The following is a 16663-nucleotide window of genomic DNA, read 5'->3' as shown; positions in this document are numbered from 1 at the left end:
TCTATTCCTCAGGCGGCCTGTCCGGGCTCGCTTTTCGTCTTGGTGGTCACGTCGGGCCCCAGGGCACGCCTATGAGAGACCAAAACGCCCGCTTCGCTCAATCGCTTCAACTCTTCTTCGCTGATGCCGAATTCGCTGAAAACCGCAAAGTTGTGTTCTCCCTGAAAGGCCGGCGCTCCAATCGGCGACAGTTGGTCGACCGAAAAGTGCCACGGTCGCCCCGGCAACCGGTATTCCCCGCCGCTTCGATCGGGAACGCGTTGGACCGCGCCCCAATAGTCGCTCCACTCTGAAGATGCGAGCTCCTTAATGGAGCGGATCTCACCCATCGCGATTTTGGCTTCGTCGAACTGCGCATCCAGCGTCGCCATGTCCGGAAACGTCAGTATCCAGGACTGGATGATCTGATGCAGCAAACCGAAGTTCAACCGGCGCGCCGCCGCCGTGGCGAACCGTGGATCCTCGATCAGATCGACGCGACGCATCGCTCTCAGCCAGGACGGAAACGTCAGGCTGCCGATGATGCTCGTTGCGACGGTGAACTCTTCGCCTTGCGGCCCTATGAAGAACGAGCAGTCGGTCGCCCCCAACACCGCCGGCTCCGCGCCGATGTCGTCGTCGGACAGATCGACGTGGGCTCGTTCGTTGACCGCCAGCAGCGTCGCCGCCATGGCGATGTCTACATACTGGCCCTGCCCGGTCTTCTGTCGGCTGTTGAGAGCCGCGAGGATCGCGATCACTCCCTGCAATCCGGTGTAGACGTCCGCATGCGAGAGGCTGTCGGTGCGCGGCTCGGTCAACGCCTCGCCATAGTGACGAATACTGTTATGAGTAAAGCCGGCCTCGGCCTGCACGGTCGGCGCGTACGCCATCCGGCTGCGCCAGGGGCCACCCTGCCCATATCCGGTGATGGAAGCGTAGATCAATTTCGGGTTGCGCTTGGATAGCGTATCGTAGTCGAGCCCGAAGAAATTCAGCGTGCCTGCGCGGAAGTTCTCGACCACGACATCCGCCGTGTCACAAAGCTTCAGGACCAATTCATAGGCGCCCGGCAGGTTGAGATTGATGCTGACGTTGCGTTTGCCGGCATTCTGCTGCGCGTAATAGCCTGACATCCCATCCGTGGACGGAAACGCGAACCGACTGACATCGGGGCTTGGCGGTTCGATCTTGATGACCTCGGCGCCGAGATCCTGCAGCGTCCTCGCGCACAGGGGGCCCGCCAGGACGCGGGAGAAATCCACGACTCGAATTCCACTGAGGGGACCACTCATGTCAGCGCCCCGCGAACTTTGCGAGACCAGGACCGTTCTTGCGATATGACGCAAGGCCGGTCTTCAGATCCTCCGACGCCCATATCGCGGCCTGCACTCTCGCCATTGCCTCGTCGGCTGCCGCGACGCCTTCGTTGACTGCGATGTATGCGAGCTCCTTGGTGGCGGCATGCGCGACCGTGGGGCCCTGCGCAAACTCCTCCGCGATTGCCATCGTCGCAGCCTCCAAGGATTCCTCCGGCACCGTTAGATTGATCAGCCCCCATTTCTCAAGCGTCGGTGCGTCGTAGCGGCGCGCCAACATCGACATTTCCTTGGCACGCTGCGCGCCGATCCGTTGCACCTGACGCTGGATCCCGCCCAGCAACGGATGCAGCCCCAGCGTCGCCTCGACCGAGCCGATCTTCGCCGAGCTAGCCGCGATGATGTAGTCGCAGGATAGGGCGAGTTCGAGCCCACCACCCAGGCAGACACCGTGGATGCTCGCAATCAACGGAACCGGCAACAGCTCCATGAAGCGCAGGAAGTCGACGTTCGTTCGCCGCAAATTCGCGCCGCTCCGTTCGGCATCGTCGGCCGCTACTTGCGTCTCGAAAATATCCAAATCCGCGCCGGCTGAGAAATGGCGCAACCCGCTGCGGATGACGATCGCACGGCTTCCGGACTTCTGAGCCGCCTCAACCTGCTGAACGATCGCACTGAGGAACTTGGGGCCGAGCAAATTGTACGGCCGGTAGACCATGGTCAGAACCGAGATATTTCCGCGCTCGTCGCGCGTTACCAACGCCTCTTCAGACAAAGCCGCCTCCCTGGTCGTCGACGCCGCTCCGTAACGGCCTTTATTTCCCTATAAGGGGATTTTCACATCATGACTTGCATTTTGCAAGCCTCCATTTTCCGGCGCATCCTGACGCATGACTCTGTTTCTCAAGACTCCGATCTTCTCGACCTCGAGCTCGATAGTATCCGAATGCTCGAGGTACCATCCGAGTTCGAGACCACAGCCATTGCCGACCGTACCCGAGCCGATGAACTCACCCGGCATCAGCGTCTCATCCCGCGTCACGTGCGCGATGATTTCTTCGAACGAAAACAGCATGCCTTCGCTTGTACCTCGCGAACGGGTCTCCCCGTTGACGCGCGCCTCCATGGTGAGCTTGTAAGGATCGCCTATTTCATCTGGCGTCACGATCCAGGGCCCGAGCACGTTGCCGCCGTCAAAGCTCTTGCCTTTGGCTGGCCCCAGCCTGCCTTCCATCTCCACCCGCTGGGCGTCGCGCGCGGAAAAATCATTAAAGATCGTGAACCCGAATATGTGATCGCGCGCTTTCGCTTTGGAGATGTTCGCGCCCTTATTCTTGGTGATGATGCCGAACTCCAACTCGTAGTCCATCACTTGGCTATAGCGGGGCCATCTAACAGTGGTGTTGGGGCCTCCGACGCTAAAGCGGTTCGTGATGTAGTAGATCGGCTGCCTGCGATAGATTTCCGGCAGTTCAGGCAGAGGCGCCGCCTGAAGGCGGGCGAGCTCAACCGCATCGCCGGCCTTTCGTGCCTGTAGCTTGAGGTGCCCGATCGGGCCTTGAACGATATGCACGGGAAATGACATGCCGTCGCGCATTTGACGCGGCTCCGGCAGAGGGGCGAGAAGTTCGGATGCGGCGACATCGGACGACAGATCTCGATCCTGGCCGTATCGGCTGAACAGGGCCGACGCCGCATCGAGCGACGCATCGCCGTTGTCGATGAACTCGAGCATCGAATTGAAGGCAGGATTTGCCTTGCCGGCACGCTCGGATGCGGAAGCGAGATCAAACAGCCGTGTATCGCCGGCATGAACCAACGCGACCTTATTTCGACCGTTGGACCGATGGGTAGCTAGTTTCAAGAGTCCCTCCCGTGATCTGACATTCTCGTTTCTTGGGACTGAGCATATCTGGTGGCTATTGTTTTACAAGTCATACGGCCAGTGAGCCTCGGACGTCTAGCCGTGACCGGTATCAACATGAGCGCCAAGCCGCCAGCGCCATCGCCGCGGCCGGTAGTGGGGCGGTCTCTACTGCAAGCCACGCGAAGATGGATCGTTGCGTAGCCTGCATTGCCAGCGTATAAAATAGTCTGATATGCCCATAATTGGACGCCGCTGGTGCGGGTAGGCACGGTCTACGCGAGGAGTAAACATGCAATCCCCCATCTTGATCACCGGCGCCGCCGGAACCATTGGCCATGTTGCGTGCAAGCTGCTGGTCGAACGGGGCTCGAAGGTACGAGCCCTCGTCCGCAGCGAGGACGCTCGATCGGCCAAGCTGGCCAACTTAGGGGTTGAGATCGTTGTTGGCGATCTTCTCGACCTGCATGCCATGCATCGAGCGATCGAAGGTTGCGAGCGGGTCTACTTCGGTATGGCCGTTTCACCTTCATATCTGGAGGCGACCGTCAACGCCGCAGCCGTCGCGAAACACCACAAGGTAAGCGCGTTCGTGAACATCTCTCAGATGACCGTATCGCAGATGAGCATCAATTCGACGACCGACAGCCCGCAGCAAAAGCTGCACTGGCTCGCAGAACAGGCGTTGAATTGGTCCGGACTACCCGTCGTACATGTCCGCCCCACGGCATTCCTGGACACCTTTTTCCTTCGACTGTCCGCGAGCTCCATCCGCGACCATGGACAAATTCGTCTGCCTTTCGGAAACGGGAAGACTTCGCCGATAGCGAGTGAAGATGTTGCGCGCGTGATCGCAACCATCCTCGAAGACCCAGCCCCGCATATCGGCAAGATTTATGAACTGACGGGACCCCGGTCACAGGACATGAACGGAATTGCCGAAGAGTTCTCCAAGGCGCTCGGAAGCCCGATCACTTATGTCAACGTTCCCTGGGAACCTTGGCGCAAGCAGTTGGAGGATAACGGAAGATTGCCTCCCCATGCGCTTTCCCATCTTGCGACAATGGCTCTTCTCAAACAGCAGAATCGATACGACAGGTTGACATCGGATGTCGAGAAGATCACCGGCAAGCCGCCGCTCAGCGTTTACGATTTCGTTCTGCGCCACGCGGGCTTTTATATGACCGGAGGTTAAGCGAGACCGCGTCAAGATTACGATGTCTTCGCGGTGCATCATCGTCGGTGCATAGCAGCGCAAACCGGCGGTCCATGTCAGTTACGGCAACCGAAACCGATCTTGAAAATCTGATCGTCCCGTCAAATACGAGGTTTATATATCTTAGATAGTGACTTATAATTTGATAGTTGCGACACGACCAAGCCCCCGATAAGGGTTGGCAAATCGACGGGCGTGTCACCACTGCCTCTAAGCTTGGAGTCCAGACATGAAGGCTTACCTCTGCAAATTCATTCCGCCGCGGGCCGATTTTATAACGACGATGACGGCCGACGAAGCAAAGTGGATGAAGCAGCATGGAGCGTTCTTGGACGATCTGCTCGCCAAAGGAATAGTCGTCGCTCACGGCCCCGTCATGGATCCGAGTGGCGGTTATGGCGTCTCACTCTACCAGATCGCCGACGATGAGAACATCGAAGCGATTACCTCACAGGATCCCATAGTGAAGAACGGCGCCGGACACTATGAGCACTATCCGATGCGTCATTTGGCGGCTCGGGGCTAAACCCCGCGTCCATCACCTTCAGAGCCAAATGCCGAGCGAATCCGGAGCTTGTCTCTCGGATGCGCGCTCGAGTGCGATGCAAAAATCGGCCGAGTAAGCAGCGACACCTCTCTTTTCAATGATCGGCGTGGCTGACGAACATACAAGGTGTAAGGGAACAGGACGCTAGAATATCGAGCGTCCTGTTCGTTAACCCAGTACTTCTCAGAAGCGTCAGGCGATTGCGCGTACCGGGACGGAGCCCGCGCTCACACCATCGAGAAAGCCTGTCAGCCGCTGCCGGATGATGCGTTCGGCACCATCCATGATGCGATCGATCAATTCCTTGACGGTCGGAATATCGTTGATCAGCCCGACAACCATGCCGCAGCTCCAGGCCCCGGCATCCATGTCGCCCTCCAACATCACCTTGGGGTAGACGCCCGCAACCTGGTCGAGAATATCCTCGATCTTCAAGCTCGCGCCCTTCTCGCGCTCGATCTCGATCAGCTCATTGACGCCCTTGTTTTTCAACACGCGCTCGGTGTTGCGTAGCGCGCGCATGACGAGAACGGTGTCAAGCTCAGTCGCCTTGACCAGTGCTTGCTTCACATTGTCGTGGACCGGCGCCTCCTTGGTGGCAACAAAGCGCGTGCCCATGTTCATGCCCGCCGCCCCCATGGAGAGGGCCGCGACGAGGCTGCGCGCATCCGCCATGCCCCCCGACGCAACGAACGGGATCTTGAGCTCGTCGGCCGCACGAGGCAGCAGGATCATGTTTGGCATGTCGTCCTCGCCGGGATGGCCACCGCACTCGAAGCCATCGACGCTGACCGCATCGCAGCCGATCTTCTCGGCCTTCAGCGAATGCCGCACCGAAGTGCATTTATGGATCACCTTGATGCCGGCGGCCTTCAGCGCCGGCATGTACTCCTCCGGGCTGCGTCCGGCGGTCTCGACCGCCTTGATGCCACCTTCCTTGATCGCGGCGATATACTCGGGATAGGGGGGCGCGGTGAAGCTCGGCAGAAAAGTAAGATTGACGCCGAACGGCTTGTCCGTCATGTCCCGACAGCGCGCGATCTCCTTGGCCAGCAGTTCGGGCGTCTTCTGGGTGAGGCCGGTAATGAGGCCGAGACCGCCGGCGTTCGACACCGCGGCTGCGAGTTCGGCGAACCCGACATAGTGCATCCCGCCCTGAATAATCGGATGTTGGATACCGAACAGTTCAGTGATCGCTGTCTTCACGATGATCTCCCGCTATGCCGTTCAATGGATGATTTCGAAAAGGCCCGCCGCGCCCATGCCGCCACCAATGCACATGGTCACGACGCCATACTTTGCCTTTCGTCGTCGCCCCTCGATCAGAAGGTGGCCAGTGAGCCGCGCGCCGGTCATGCCATAGGGATGTCCGATCGCGATCGAACCGCCGTTGACGTTGAGCTTGTTCGGGTCGATGCCGAGCTTGTCGCGGCAATAGATCACCTGAACGGCATAAGCCTCGTTGAGCTCCCAAAGATCGATGTCGTCGATCTTCAGGTTGTGACGCTTCAGCAGGCGGGGGATCGCAACGACCGGGCCGATACCCATCTCGTCCGGCTCGACGCCCGCTGCAACGAAGCCTCGGAAGATGCCGAGCGGCTTGAGCCCCTTCTTGGCCGCCATCTTATCGCTCATGATCACGCATGCCGAAGCACCGTCCGAAAGCTGGCTCGCATTGCCGGCGCTGATGGTTTTGCCCTCGAACACCGGCTTGATCTTAGCGAGGCCTTCTGCCGTTGTATCGGGACGCGGGCCTTCGTCCTTGGTGAGGGTCACCTGTTCATAAGAGACCTGCTTGGTCTCCTTGTTGACGAGCGCCATTTTCGTCGTGATCGGAACGATCTCCTGGTCAAACCGGCCGCTCTGCAGAGCAGCTCCGACGCGGCGCTGGCTCTCGAGGCTGTATTCATCCTGCTTGTCGCGGCCGATCTTGTAGCGCTCGGCGACTGTTTCTGCCGTCTCGAGCATCGACATGTACATGTCCGGCTTCATCGCCATCAATTCATCATCGACCATGTGAAACTTGTTCATGTGCTCGTTCTGCACCAGGCTGATCGACTCGATGCCACCGCCGATCGCAATGTCCACGCCATCAAGCATCACAGAACGAGCCGCCACGGCGATCGCCTGCAGGCCCGACGCGCATTGCCGGTCGATCGTTGTTCCGGCAACAGTCACCGGCAAGCCCGCACGGATCGCCCCCTTGCGGGCGACGTTCATCACCATCGTGCCTTGCTGCATGGCGCAGCCCATTACCACGTCTTCGACCTCGCCCGGCGCAATGCCGGCGCGCTTCACCGCCTCGGCCATGACGTGACCGGCCATGGTCGGTCCCTCCGTGTTGTTGAGGGATCCACGGTAGGCTTTGCCGACCGCGGTACGAGCGGTGGAAACGATTACTGCTTCTGTCGTCATACTCGCCTCTTTTCTTACGCGGCCGCGCCCAGTCGTGCATAGCGCAGGACGTGGAACGCGGGGTCGCCGAACTGGATGTTGATGGAAGAGATCCGCTTGAAATAGTGGCCCACGTTGAGCTCGTCGGTCATGCCCATGCCGCCATGCAGCTGCACAGCCTGGTCGGCGACGAACTTGGCCGCATAGCCGATCTTCGTCTTGGCGCCGGAGGCGAGCCGCGAGAGCTCGGCTTCACCGCCACTGATGCTGAGATTGAGATGCTGCATCAGGGAGAGCGCCTCCTGATGGGCGATGAACATATCGACCATCCGATGCTGCAGCACCTGAAACGAACCGATGGTGGCGCCAAACTGCTTGCGGGTCTTCGAATATTCCAGTGTGGCAGAATTCAGTTCGCCAATGGCACCGACCGCTTCCGCACAGAGCGCGCCGATGGCGCGGTCGCGGCAGGTCTCCAGGGCGGCAACGCCCTCCCCTTCCTTGCCGAGCAGCTGCCCGCGGACATTGCGCAGACTGATCTCGGCGGCGCGACGGCCGTCGATGGTTTTGAAGCTCTGCAGATCAACGCCGGGCGCCCGGCGGTCGACTACAAACAGACTGACGCCACCGTGGTCCTTTCGACTACCCGAGGTGCGCGCTGAGACGACAAGGTAATCGGCCCAGGGCGCCGCAATCACCGCCGACTTTCCGCCGTTCAGGACATAGTCATCGCCCTCACGTCGCGCGGTGGTCGTCACGTCTGCGAGATCGAACCGGCCCCCCTTCTCCGTCCAGGCCAGCGTCCAGATCTTTTTGCCGTCAATGATATCGGGGATGAAGCCCTGCTTCTGCGCATCATCGCCTAGTCGTTCGATCAGGCCGCCGGCCAGCACCACCGTCTCGACGAACGGCTCGACGACAAGATGGCGCCCGAATTCATGCGCGATGATCATGGTCGATAGCGGGCCACCGCCGAGGCCGCCGGCATCCTCGGCGAAGGGTGCCGCCAGCAGGCCGAGTTCGGCAAACGCCGCCCATTGCTTGCGGCTAAACCCTTGTTCGTCGGCGACGATCTTGCGGCGCGCCTCGAAATCGTATTGATCGCGCAGTAGTCGCTGGATGCTGGACCGCAGCAATTCCTGCTCTTCAGTAAACTGAATATCCATCCGACCCTCTCGATACGCCGATTAGAGACCAAGCACCGCTTTTGCGATGATGTTGCGCTGAATCTCGTTCGACCCGCCGTAGATGCTGAGCTTGCGAGAATTCAGGTACTTCTCCGACGCGGTGTGCCCGTATTCGGAGCCGGGCATGAAGTGATTGGCGCCGGCCGGATGCTCTCGCAGTGCGAGCCCGAAACTGCCGATCGCACGATGGGTCAATTCGGTGATCTTCTGGAAGATCTCGGTGCCACGGATCTTGAAGAGTGATGCAGCCGGTCCAGGGTCGATGCCGCGTGCCATCTGAGCCACGACTCGCAGCTCGGTCGCCTCGAGCGCCAGAACGTCCAGTTCCACAAGGGCGATCTCGCGCAGGAAGTCGAGATACGTCGGATCGTCTGACGGGACCTCGGCTTCTACGATCTGCTTCAGTTTGTTGATGTAGCGCGTCGACCGGCCGATGCCGGCCATGCTGGTTCGTTCGTTGCCCAGCAGGAACTTGGCGTAGGTCCAACCCTTGTTTTCCTCGCCGATCAGGTTTTCGACTGGGACACGGACGTCCTCCAGAAACACGTCGTTGACCTCGTGGCTGCCGTCGATCGTGATGATCGGCCGCACAGTCACGCCAGGCGACTTCATGTCGATCAGCAGGAATGAGATGCCGGATTGCGGCTTCGCATTCGGATCGGTCCGAACCAGGCAGAAGATCCAGTCCGCATGCTGAGCGAGCGTCGTCCAGGTCTTGTGGCCATTGACGATATAGTGATCGCCGTCGCGCACGGCCTTGGTGCGGACGGTTGCCAGGTCCGAGCCAGAGCCCGGCTCGGAATAGCCCTGGCACCACCAGTCCTCGCCAGACAGAATACGCGGAAGAAACTTCTTCTTCTGGGCCTCGTTACCGAACGTGTAGATGACGGGCCCAACCATTGTGACGCTGAATGCCAAGGGCGGCAGCGTGCCGGCGCGGCTGGTCTCCTGTTCGAAGATGAAGCGGCGCGTAATCGGCCAGCCCGGCCCGCCATACTCCTTGGGCCAGAGAGGCGCAATCCAGCCCTTTTGGTGCAGAATGCGATGCCAAAGCAGCGATTGCTCCTTGGTCAGGTCGGTCTCCGGGTTCGGGACGCGCATTTCCGCAGGGTAGTTTTCCGCGATGAAGGATCGCACCTCGTCGCGAAATGCGGCATCCTCTGGAGAAAGCGCCAGCTCCATACTATTTGCTCCTCACCACTTTTCGCCGAAAGGACGAATCTCCAGCTCGAACGTCCACGCGCTTTTCGGCTGCTGGTAGAGTTGCCAATAGGATGCAGCAACGGAGGACGGCGGCATCAATGCCTCCGGATCGTCCAGCGCGTTTGGCCCGAGAGCCTCTAGCCGCCGCTGCCGAACCCATTCGGTATCCACACCGGAATCGATGATCAGATGCGCGACGTGGATATTCTTCGGGCCAAGCTCGCGGGCCATTGCTTGCGCGACCGCGCGAAGACCGAATTTGGCGCTTGCAAACGCGGCATAACCGCTGCCGCCGCGGAGGGAGGCGGTCGCCCCGGTAAAGAAGATATTGCCGCCCCCACGCGGCAGCATTAGCCGGGCCGCCTCACGGCCGGCCAGAAAGCCGGAATAGCAGGCCATCTCCCAGACCTTGCGGAAAACGCGTTCAGTGGTTTCGAGAATCGGGAAGTTGACGTTCGCGCCGATGTTGAAGATGCAGACTTCCAGCGGTGCATGCTTGTCTGCATCATTCAGGAAGGAGACGATCTCGTCTTCCTTGCGAGCGTCGAGCGAACGGGCGTGAATCTCTCCGCCGGCAGCCTCGATGTCCTTGACGAGCGGAGCCAGCTTTTCGCCGTTACGACGGCCGGCGAAGACCGTGAAGCCTTCTGCGGCAAACTTTTTGGCGATCTCGCCGCCGATGAAATCGCCGGCGCCGATGACAGCCGCGGTTGCGTTTCTTTTCTGCACGGGCGTGCTCCCTGTGAGGTGATACGTCGCTTGCGAACGATTTCACCGTGAACCCGCCGGACCACGTTGTCGACGCGCTCTCGGCATCATGGAAAAAACATACCGTTCTTTTTTAGAACTCGTCAATTCATATTTGACGTTAGCGCTTCGAGGTCGCAAGGCGAGCAACGCTCCTAATCCGGTGGTCGCGCTCGACCGGCGAGCGCCGTCGAAAGCCCTACCTACAAGGTCCGCTGCGATCATCGACGGCGAGCAGCGACGAGTCTCATTTCGTGATCGTCGAACTTCGATGCAGATATCACTTGGTCTTGGAGGTGGTCCCGCCGGTTTGTTCGACAATGGATTCCTCCACGTCCCGCAACTGGTCCTTTCCGAAGAACATTTCCTTGTCGACGAAGAATGTCGGCGAGCCGAACGCGCCGCGGCTCACAGCGTCGTTGGTCAACTCGATGAGCCTCTTCTTCACATCGTCTTCCTGCGCACGCTTTGCCACGCGACCGATATCGATGCCTGAAGAGATGAATGCGCTCCGGAAAACCTCAGGATCGTCCATCTTCTTCGGTTCTTCCCACATGTGATGATAAGCGGCCCTGAAATAGGGCTCGAACACTCCCTCGAACTGCGCCGCAACCGCGCAGCGCATCAACATGAGGGTATTGACGGGAAAGAAGGGATTGGTGCGGAATTTCGTCACGTTATGACGGCGGATAAACCGCTGCGTCTCGAGCGCCTGGTACTCCGGCTTGTTCTTGATTCCACGCAGGGAATCGAAGGGCGACATGTTTCCGGTTGCCTTGTAGATGCCGCCAAGAAGAACCGGAACGTACTCGAATTTGGCTCCGGTACGCTGTTCGATGCCCGGGATTGCGACCTCAGCCAGATAGGCGTTCGGACTACCGAAATCGAACAGGAACTCTACTTTCGGGGGCATATCGGCGCTCTCCGGATAATTCGATGATTGGCACATTCGATGAGGTCGCTTGGCTTCTTACAGTTCTGTTTTAGAACTGTCAAACCGAATCCCCCTCGATTTGGTAGACTTATCTGCAGGGTATTGTTTGGGGATCAGTACCTATCTAGAATGGTGCGATCGATCGCTCTCTCCGCAGATTCGTGGGAGAATGATTGGGGTTATTGGAGACCGCGGATGAAATGGAAAGAACTTGAGGAAGAGCCATGTTCGATGGCCAGGACTATCGGGGTAATCGGCGACCGATGGACACTGCTTATCCTGCGCGAATGCTTTCTGCGTACTCGCCGCTTCGAGGGATTCCAGTCCGCTTTGGGAATAACGCGCCATCTACTTGCCGAGCGGTTGAAGAAGCTTGTCCGGCAAGGCATTCTCCGCCGAGTCCCCTATCAGGAAACGCCCAAGCGCCACGAGTACATACTGACGCAGAAGGGCCTTGATCTCTATCCGATCATGATGGCGATCGTCCATTGGGGCGACACTCACATGGTAGACGAACGCGGTCGGCCGCTGCTACATCAGCATCGCAACTGCGCTAAGAACTTCGACCCCGTCATGGTTTGCTCCGAGTGTGGCGAGCCGATTTTGGCCAAAGAAGTGCACACGCATCCGGGCCCAGGTGCCAGGCGCCCCCTTGCGAAAAGCGACGTGAAAGCGCCGGCCCCAAAACCCAAGGCGCGGCGCAAAGCAGCCTGATCACCCCTGCCCTGCGAAGTCAGCCAAGCCGCTAAGCAAGCAATGACCGAGTAGCTAACCGTTTCACCGCGATCAGCTTCCATATGGGCCACCGGCCGGGCGCTCGATGAGCGAAAGTTCAAACTCGGATCACGTCTGGGTTCGGGGCCGAGCAGTAGAGAGATTCAACCTGGTCCGATCGGCACTTCAAGACGGCGCGTTGATTGACATATGCCTTGTCGGTGATCTCTCCAGCGGCAATTGACGGCGGCTCCTTGAGCAGCACGAACGAGTGGGCCTTCTCGCTGCTGCCAACGGTCCGATTGTACTCTTGGAGGCGATCCTTGAGGAACTGCACCACGACGGGATTGGTGATCAGGTCGGAAGACGGCTGCGAAGAGATCCGCGCCGCCTCCGTCGGGTTCAGCCAACAAAGCAGACCGCAGTATTCTCGGTTCTCGCCTGCAATCACCACATCCGACAGCACGCCGCGGGTAGCCGCCAGAATTGCGGCGCGCATGTTCCCGATCGACACCCAGGTCCCGTTCGCCAGCTTGAAGTTTTCGGAAATCCGGCCCGTAAAGCGAAGTCCAGATTCGGGTTTCTCGGGGTCCATGAACGAGACTGTGTCGCCGATGCGATAGAAGCCTTCTTCATCGAAGGCTTGCTCCGTCAAATCCGGCCGACCGAGATAACCAGGCGTGACGTTGGGACCTTTGACCCGCACCTCGTATGTATCGGAAACGGGAAGCAGCTTAAGCTGCAAACCGGGCGCGGGAAGGCCGATTTCCCCCGGTCGATCGGTAGCCCAATGGGTCGTACTGATCGTTGGAGCTGTTTCCGTCGTGCCGTAGCCGGACATGACAGGAATACGCCGGTCGGTAATCGATGACGTCAACCGGTAAAGACGCTCGAGCGTGTTCTGCGAGATGGCTGCGCCAGCGTAACTGATCCGATCCAGCCGCTTCAGTATGCGCGCGCCAAGCTCGGAATCCTTCTCGATGGCATCGCAAAGGAAATTGTAACCGGCCGGCACGTTGAACATGGCGGTCGGTGAAACCTCTTGGAGATTGAGGAGCGTTTTTTGGAAGAGTTGCGGCAACGGCCGGCCGTCGTCGATGTAGAGCGTCCCACCATTCTTGAGTATGCCGTGCAGAATGACGTTGCTTCCCATGGTGTGGTGCCATGGCATCCACTCGACCTGGACAGGCGCTTCGGACGGGGTCACCAGCAAGCTGCCCATTTGCAGAGAGCTCGCCATCATGCGGTGAGTATTCAGGACGCCCTTGGGAAGGCCCGTCGATCCCGATGTGAAGAGGACTTTTGCGACGGAATCGCAAGATACGGAGCGGGACGCGCGTTCGAAGCCATCATAGTCACTCCTCTTCGTCGTCAGGTCGGAAAAGCGCACGGTTTCGGGAGCACCGTCCACGCTGATCCAGCTTGCTGCTTTCAGTTCCGGAATGGAGCGGGCAGCGGAGAAATCGCGTCCACTTTGCACGAACACGAACTTCGGACGCAGCACCTCCGCGATATCCTTCAGCCGCGCCAGCCCGCCGGGCATCAACGTGTAGTTCGGCGAGATCGGCGCAAAAACCACGCCGATGGACATTGCGGCGAAAGAAATCACCGCGTTCTCTATGGAATTCCCGGAGAGGATGGCGAGGCTATCTGAAGGCTTCGCATCCATTTCGATCAGGCTTTGGCCGACCGCCTGAACCAAGGACCAGGTCTGGCTATACGTAATCTCGTCCCACTCGCCGCTTGAATTGCGTTGAGCCAGGAAAATGCGATCGGGAGCGGCTTTCGCCCATTTCGGCAGGAAGTCCGTGATCCGCCAGTCGCACTCCCCCAGCTCGATCGGCGAGCTCAAGATAAGTGTACCGTCGCTCCGACGCTGCAGAGAGACCTCTTTGGGCGCGAATACAGGTGCGTTCGTTGACATTGAGGATGATCCCATGATTTACCATAGCGCTGCCCCGCACACTCGCGTGTGATCCCGCTTCTGACGGCCGACCAACTTGCGGACTTGTGCGAACGGCTTACCCCAGGAGGTCGACGGCGCATTCGATCGCGCGCCGGTTTTCCATTTTCTGGGCGATCGACTACTCGGATTTCGAGTCAAGCACATCGCCAAACAACTGATAGGTCGTTCCAGTCCAGCGCTGCAGCCGCATTTGCGTCCACATCATGTTGGAGTTTTCGCTGGTGTTGACCTCGATTCCCGGCAGTGCGACGGGGACAATGACGTTCTTGAGGTTCTTTGCTTGCGCCAGGATGTTCTTGCGGGAGAGGTCGTTGCCGCATTGCTTCAGGATCCGCTCGAGCAGAATTCCCTGCTGATATCCGACCAGATAAGTTCCGTTGGTAATGTCGGCACCGGACAGATACTTCTCGAAGAAGTTCTTATAATCTTGTAGGCCGGGATCGTTCTTCCACGTCTCGTCTGCGACGTCCTTGGTGATCGTGCCGGCGATCACGCCGATCGATTTGTCGAGTCCGGCCGGCGCGATCGTGCCACCAACAGATGCGGAAGGGAAATTGATGATTACGGTCGCCTTCCATCCAATCACCGAGGCCTGCCTGATCGCCTGCGCCGCAAACTTCGGTGTCCCGGCGATCACGAGAGCCTCCGCGCCCGAACTCTTGAGATTCGTGATCTGCGAATCGATCGTCGGATCGGCAACCTCGTAAGAGGCGGTCACGACCTTTCGATCGAAATCGCCCCCGAGATACGCCTTGAAAGCATTGACGTAGTCCTTACCGAGGTCGTCGTTCTGGTAGAGGATTGCGTATTTCGCGTTGGGAAGCGTCTTGGTTAGATACTTGGCGTAGATCTTCCCTTCGGTATCGTAACTGACAAGACCGGTCGTCGTCAGGGGATAATTCGCGACGTCCGTGAACTTGGATGAGCCGCTGACGATTGCGATGCTGGGCACCCCTTTCGCCCTGAGATATTTGGCCGTAGCCGAGATGCCGGGCGTGCCGAGTTGGCCGAACATGAAGGACACTTCATCGCTCTCGACCAGCTTGCGCACGTGCTCCACCGCCTTGGGCGGACTGTATGAGTCATCGTAGGCGATGTAATTGATCTTGCGGCCGTTTACACCGCCTCGGTCGTTCAGCGATTGGATGTAGGCGATAAGACCCTTGCCCACGAGCCCGATCGGTGACGCCGGTCCGCTGAAGGGGAAGACCCCTCCAATCTTGATCTCAGTTTCGGAAATGCCGGGCTCTTCCGCCGCGGACGCGGGACCGCTCAAGAGCACAGCTAGAGCTATCGCGATTTTCCAATTCGCTATCATCGAGCATCCTCCCCACGCCCCCCCCGTCGGGGCACGCCAGTATGTTGGTGACCTTCTGCTTTGCGCGCTCGCCCGCCGGTCGTCGGCTCCGCACCGACCGGAGTGACAGGCTAGAGGTCTAGCGGACCATACCGTTCTTTTTTGGAACTCGTCAAGCTCATCCATCACTTAACAGCTGCGATACGATCAGCTGAGACTGTTCTTTTTGGCCATCCGGGCGCGACAACCTCCACGCATCTGTTCGAGTAGTTACTTCTGTACTGGAACTCACTGCATTGTGCCCGAGCGACCGCCTCACGAGGACTGGGTAGCCGGCACTGGAGCGCAGGTCATTGGGTACTGCCGATGAAAAGCTCGATCAGCGCAATCACGGTATCGGGCGCGTCTTCCTGGCTAAAGTGTCCCGCATTCGGAATCTTTATGATCGGCCTCCCCGGCCAAATCGCGCGAAAATCGGCGATCTGTGTGTCGGGCGCAATGGCGCGATCTTTCATGCCCACGGCGAGCATCGCCGGCTTGGACTTCAGCTTGTCAATGAGTGGAAAGCCTTCCGCGAGGTATGGCCGGATTCTGCCGAGCAGTGCATCGAGCGGAAACTCGATCGCACCGAGACATTCTTGTTTGGTCGTAAATGGCGAACCGTAAGCCGCGAGCCAATCGGCGTTGACGACGGAGAGGTTCTCCAGGCCCTGGATCTTCATGACACTCAGGATGTTGACATCCAGGTGCCCGAGTACTTCAGGGAGCGTGCCGGCCGTGTGATGATTAAAGACGAACTGGAACCACGGCGTCAGCCCTGGAGGAGCATTGCCGTAGCCAGTAAGTGTGTTGAGCAAAAATAGCCGCTTGACGCGATCGGGATAGCGTAGCGCGAACGCCGAACCGATCAATCCGCCCCAGTCCTGGATAACGAACGTGATGTTCCTGAGATCTAGCGCTTCGACCAACTTGGTGAAGTTCTCGACGTGGGTTCTGAGCGAATATTCCCGATCTGGAGGCGTCTCGCTCTTGCCGAAACCCATATGGTCGGGAACGATTACTCTACGTGAAGCCGCAAGCGGCGGGATGAAGCGTCGATAGAGATAGCCCCACGTCGGCTCACCGTGCAGACAGACGATGGGATCGCCATTCCCCTCATCGACGTAATGCATTCGGAAGCCGTTTCCTTCGAAGAAGTGAGGCTGGAAGGGCCAGCTTCCACCGAAAGTCTCGAGAGCGTCGATCATCGTTGCGGTGCAACTCGTTTTGAACGGTAATTCAAGCTTTTCAGGCGTT

General features: G+C 59.0%; 15 protein-coding genes. 3 read left to right on the top strand and 12 right to left on the bottom strand.

Annotated elements, in window-relative coordinates; genetic code table 11:
- Window positions 1-8: 8 nt before the first annotated feature.
- The 3 genes from ACVI1L_RS18750 to ACVI1L_RS18740 are packed head-to-tail and all read right to left on the bottom strand — an operon-like array spanning window position 9 to window position 3162.
- Window positions 9-1274, bottom strand: coding sequence for a CaiB/BaiF CoA transferase family protein (locus ACVI1L_RS18750; protein ID WP_456783498.1), 1266 nt, complete (start codon window positions 1272-1274; stop codon window positions 9-11).
- A 1-nt stretch (window position 1275) separates the two neighbouring features.
- Window positions 1276-2073 (bottom strand): enoyl-CoA hydratase/isomerase family protein, encoded by a 798-nt coding sequence (locus ACVI1L_RS18745; RefSeq protein ID WP_456783497.1) that lies wholly within the window; start codon window positions 2071-2073, stop codon window positions 1276-1278.
- Between the two features lie 48 nt (window positions 2074-2121).
- Window positions 2122-3162, bottom strand: coding sequence for a fumarylacetoacetate hydrolase family protein (locus ACVI1L_RS18740; RefSeq protein ID WP_456783496.1), 1041 nt, complete (start codon window positions 3160-3162; stop codon window positions 2122-2124).
- A 292-nt stretch (window positions 3163-3454) separates the two neighbouring features.
- On the opposite strand from ACVI1L_RS18740, the gene ACVI1L_RS18735 reads away from it, so the two are divergent.
- Window positions 3455-4357 carry an SDR family NAD(P)-dependent oxidoreductase gene (locus ACVI1L_RS18735; protein ID WP_456783495.1) on the top strand — a complete coding sequence of 301 codons (903 nt, stop codon included), beginning with the start codon at window positions 3455-3457 and terminating at the stop codon, window positions 4355-4357.
- A gap of 250 nt (window positions 4358-4607) precedes the next feature.
- Window positions 4608-4904, top strand: coding sequence for a YciI family protein (locus tag ACVI1L_RS18730; RefSeq protein WP_456783494.1), 297 nt, complete (start codon window positions 4608-4610; stop codon window positions 4902-4904).
- 213 nt (window positions 4905-5117) lie between these two features.
- Here the strand turns inward: ACVI1L_RS18730 and ACVI1L_RS18725 are convergent, their stop codons facing one another.
- The 6 genes from ACVI1L_RS18725 to ACVI1L_RS18700 form a co-directional block, all read right to left on the bottom strand.
- Window positions 5118-6131 carry an NAD(P)H-dependent flavin oxidoreductase gene (locus ACVI1L_RS18725; RefSeq protein ID WP_456783493.1) on the bottom strand — a complete coding sequence of 338 codons (1014 nt, stop codon included), beginning with the start codon at window positions 6129-6131 and terminating at the stop codon, window positions 5118-5120.
- Between the two features lie 21 nt (window positions 6132-6152).
- Complete coding sequence (locus ACVI1L_RS18720; RefSeq protein ID WP_456783492.1) at window positions 6153-7340, bottom strand: acetyl-CoA C-acyltransferase; 1188 nt, start codon at window positions 7338-7340, stop codon at window positions 6153-6155.
- Window positions 7341-7354: 14 nt separating this feature from the next.
- Window positions 7355-8485: an acyl-CoA dehydrogenase family protein gene (locus ACVI1L_RS18715; protein ID WP_456783491.1), complete on the bottom strand. Its 1131-nt coding sequence runs from the start codon at window positions 8483-8485 to the stop codon at window positions 7355-7357.
- A 21-nt stretch (window positions 8486-8506) separates the two neighbouring features.
- Complete coding sequence (locus ACVI1L_RS18710) at window positions 8507-9688, bottom strand: acyl-CoA dehydrogenase family protein (protein ID WP_456783490.1); 1182 nt, start codon at window positions 9686-9688, stop codon at window positions 8507-8509.
- A gap of 12 nt (window positions 9689-9700) precedes the next feature.
- Window positions 9701-10438 carry an SDR family oxidoreductase gene (locus ACVI1L_RS18705; RefSeq protein WP_456783489.1) on the bottom strand — a complete coding sequence of 246 codons (738 nt, stop codon included), beginning with the start codon at window positions 10436-10438 and terminating at the stop codon, window positions 9701-9703.
- Between the two features lie 298 nt (window positions 10439-10736).
- On the bottom strand, window positions 10737-11369 hold the full coding sequence (locus tag ACVI1L_RS18700) for a DsbA family protein (RefSeq protein WP_456783488.1): 633 nt from the start codon (window positions 11367-11369) through the stop codon (window positions 10737-10739).
- 216 nt (window positions 11370-11585) lie between these two features.
- Between ACVI1L_RS18700 and ACVI1L_RS18695 the strand changes: the two genes are divergently transcribed.
- The gene (locus ACVI1L_RS18695; protein WP_456783487.1) at window positions 11586-12104 is read left to right on the top strand and encodes a winged helix-turn-helix transcriptional regulator; all 519 of its coding nucleotides are present in this window, start codon (window positions 11586-11588) and stop codon (window positions 12102-12104) included.
- Between the two features lie 118 nt (window positions 12105-12222).
- Here ACVI1L_RS18695 and ACVI1L_RS18690 read toward each other — a convergent pair whose 3' ends face one another.
- The 3 genes from ACVI1L_RS18690 to ACVI1L_RS18680 form a co-directional block, all read right to left on the bottom strand.
- Window positions 12223-14028, bottom strand: a complete 1806-nt coding sequence (locus tag ACVI1L_RS18690; protein ID WP_456783486.1) for an AMP-binding protein — start codon at window positions 14026-14028, stop codon at window positions 12223-12225.
- A gap of 160 nt (window positions 14029-14188) precedes the next feature.
- Entirely contained in the window at window positions 14189-15388 is a 1200-nt protein-coding gene (locus tag ACVI1L_RS18685; RefSeq protein WP_456783485.1) for an ABC transporter substrate-binding protein, read from the bottom strand.
- A 329-nt stretch (window positions 15389-15717) separates the two neighbouring features.
- Complete coding sequence (locus ACVI1L_RS18680) at window positions 15718-16614, bottom strand: alpha/beta fold hydrolase (protein ID WP_456783484.1); 897 nt, start codon at window positions 16612-16614, stop codon at window positions 15718-15720.
- Window positions 16615-16663: the final 49 nt, after the last annotated feature.

Source organism: Bradyrhizobium sp. USDA 4516 (assembly GCF_054055915.1).
The sequence above is the reverse complement of the archived record's forward strand: the minus strand, read 5'-3'. Positions and strand labels throughout refer to the sequence as shown.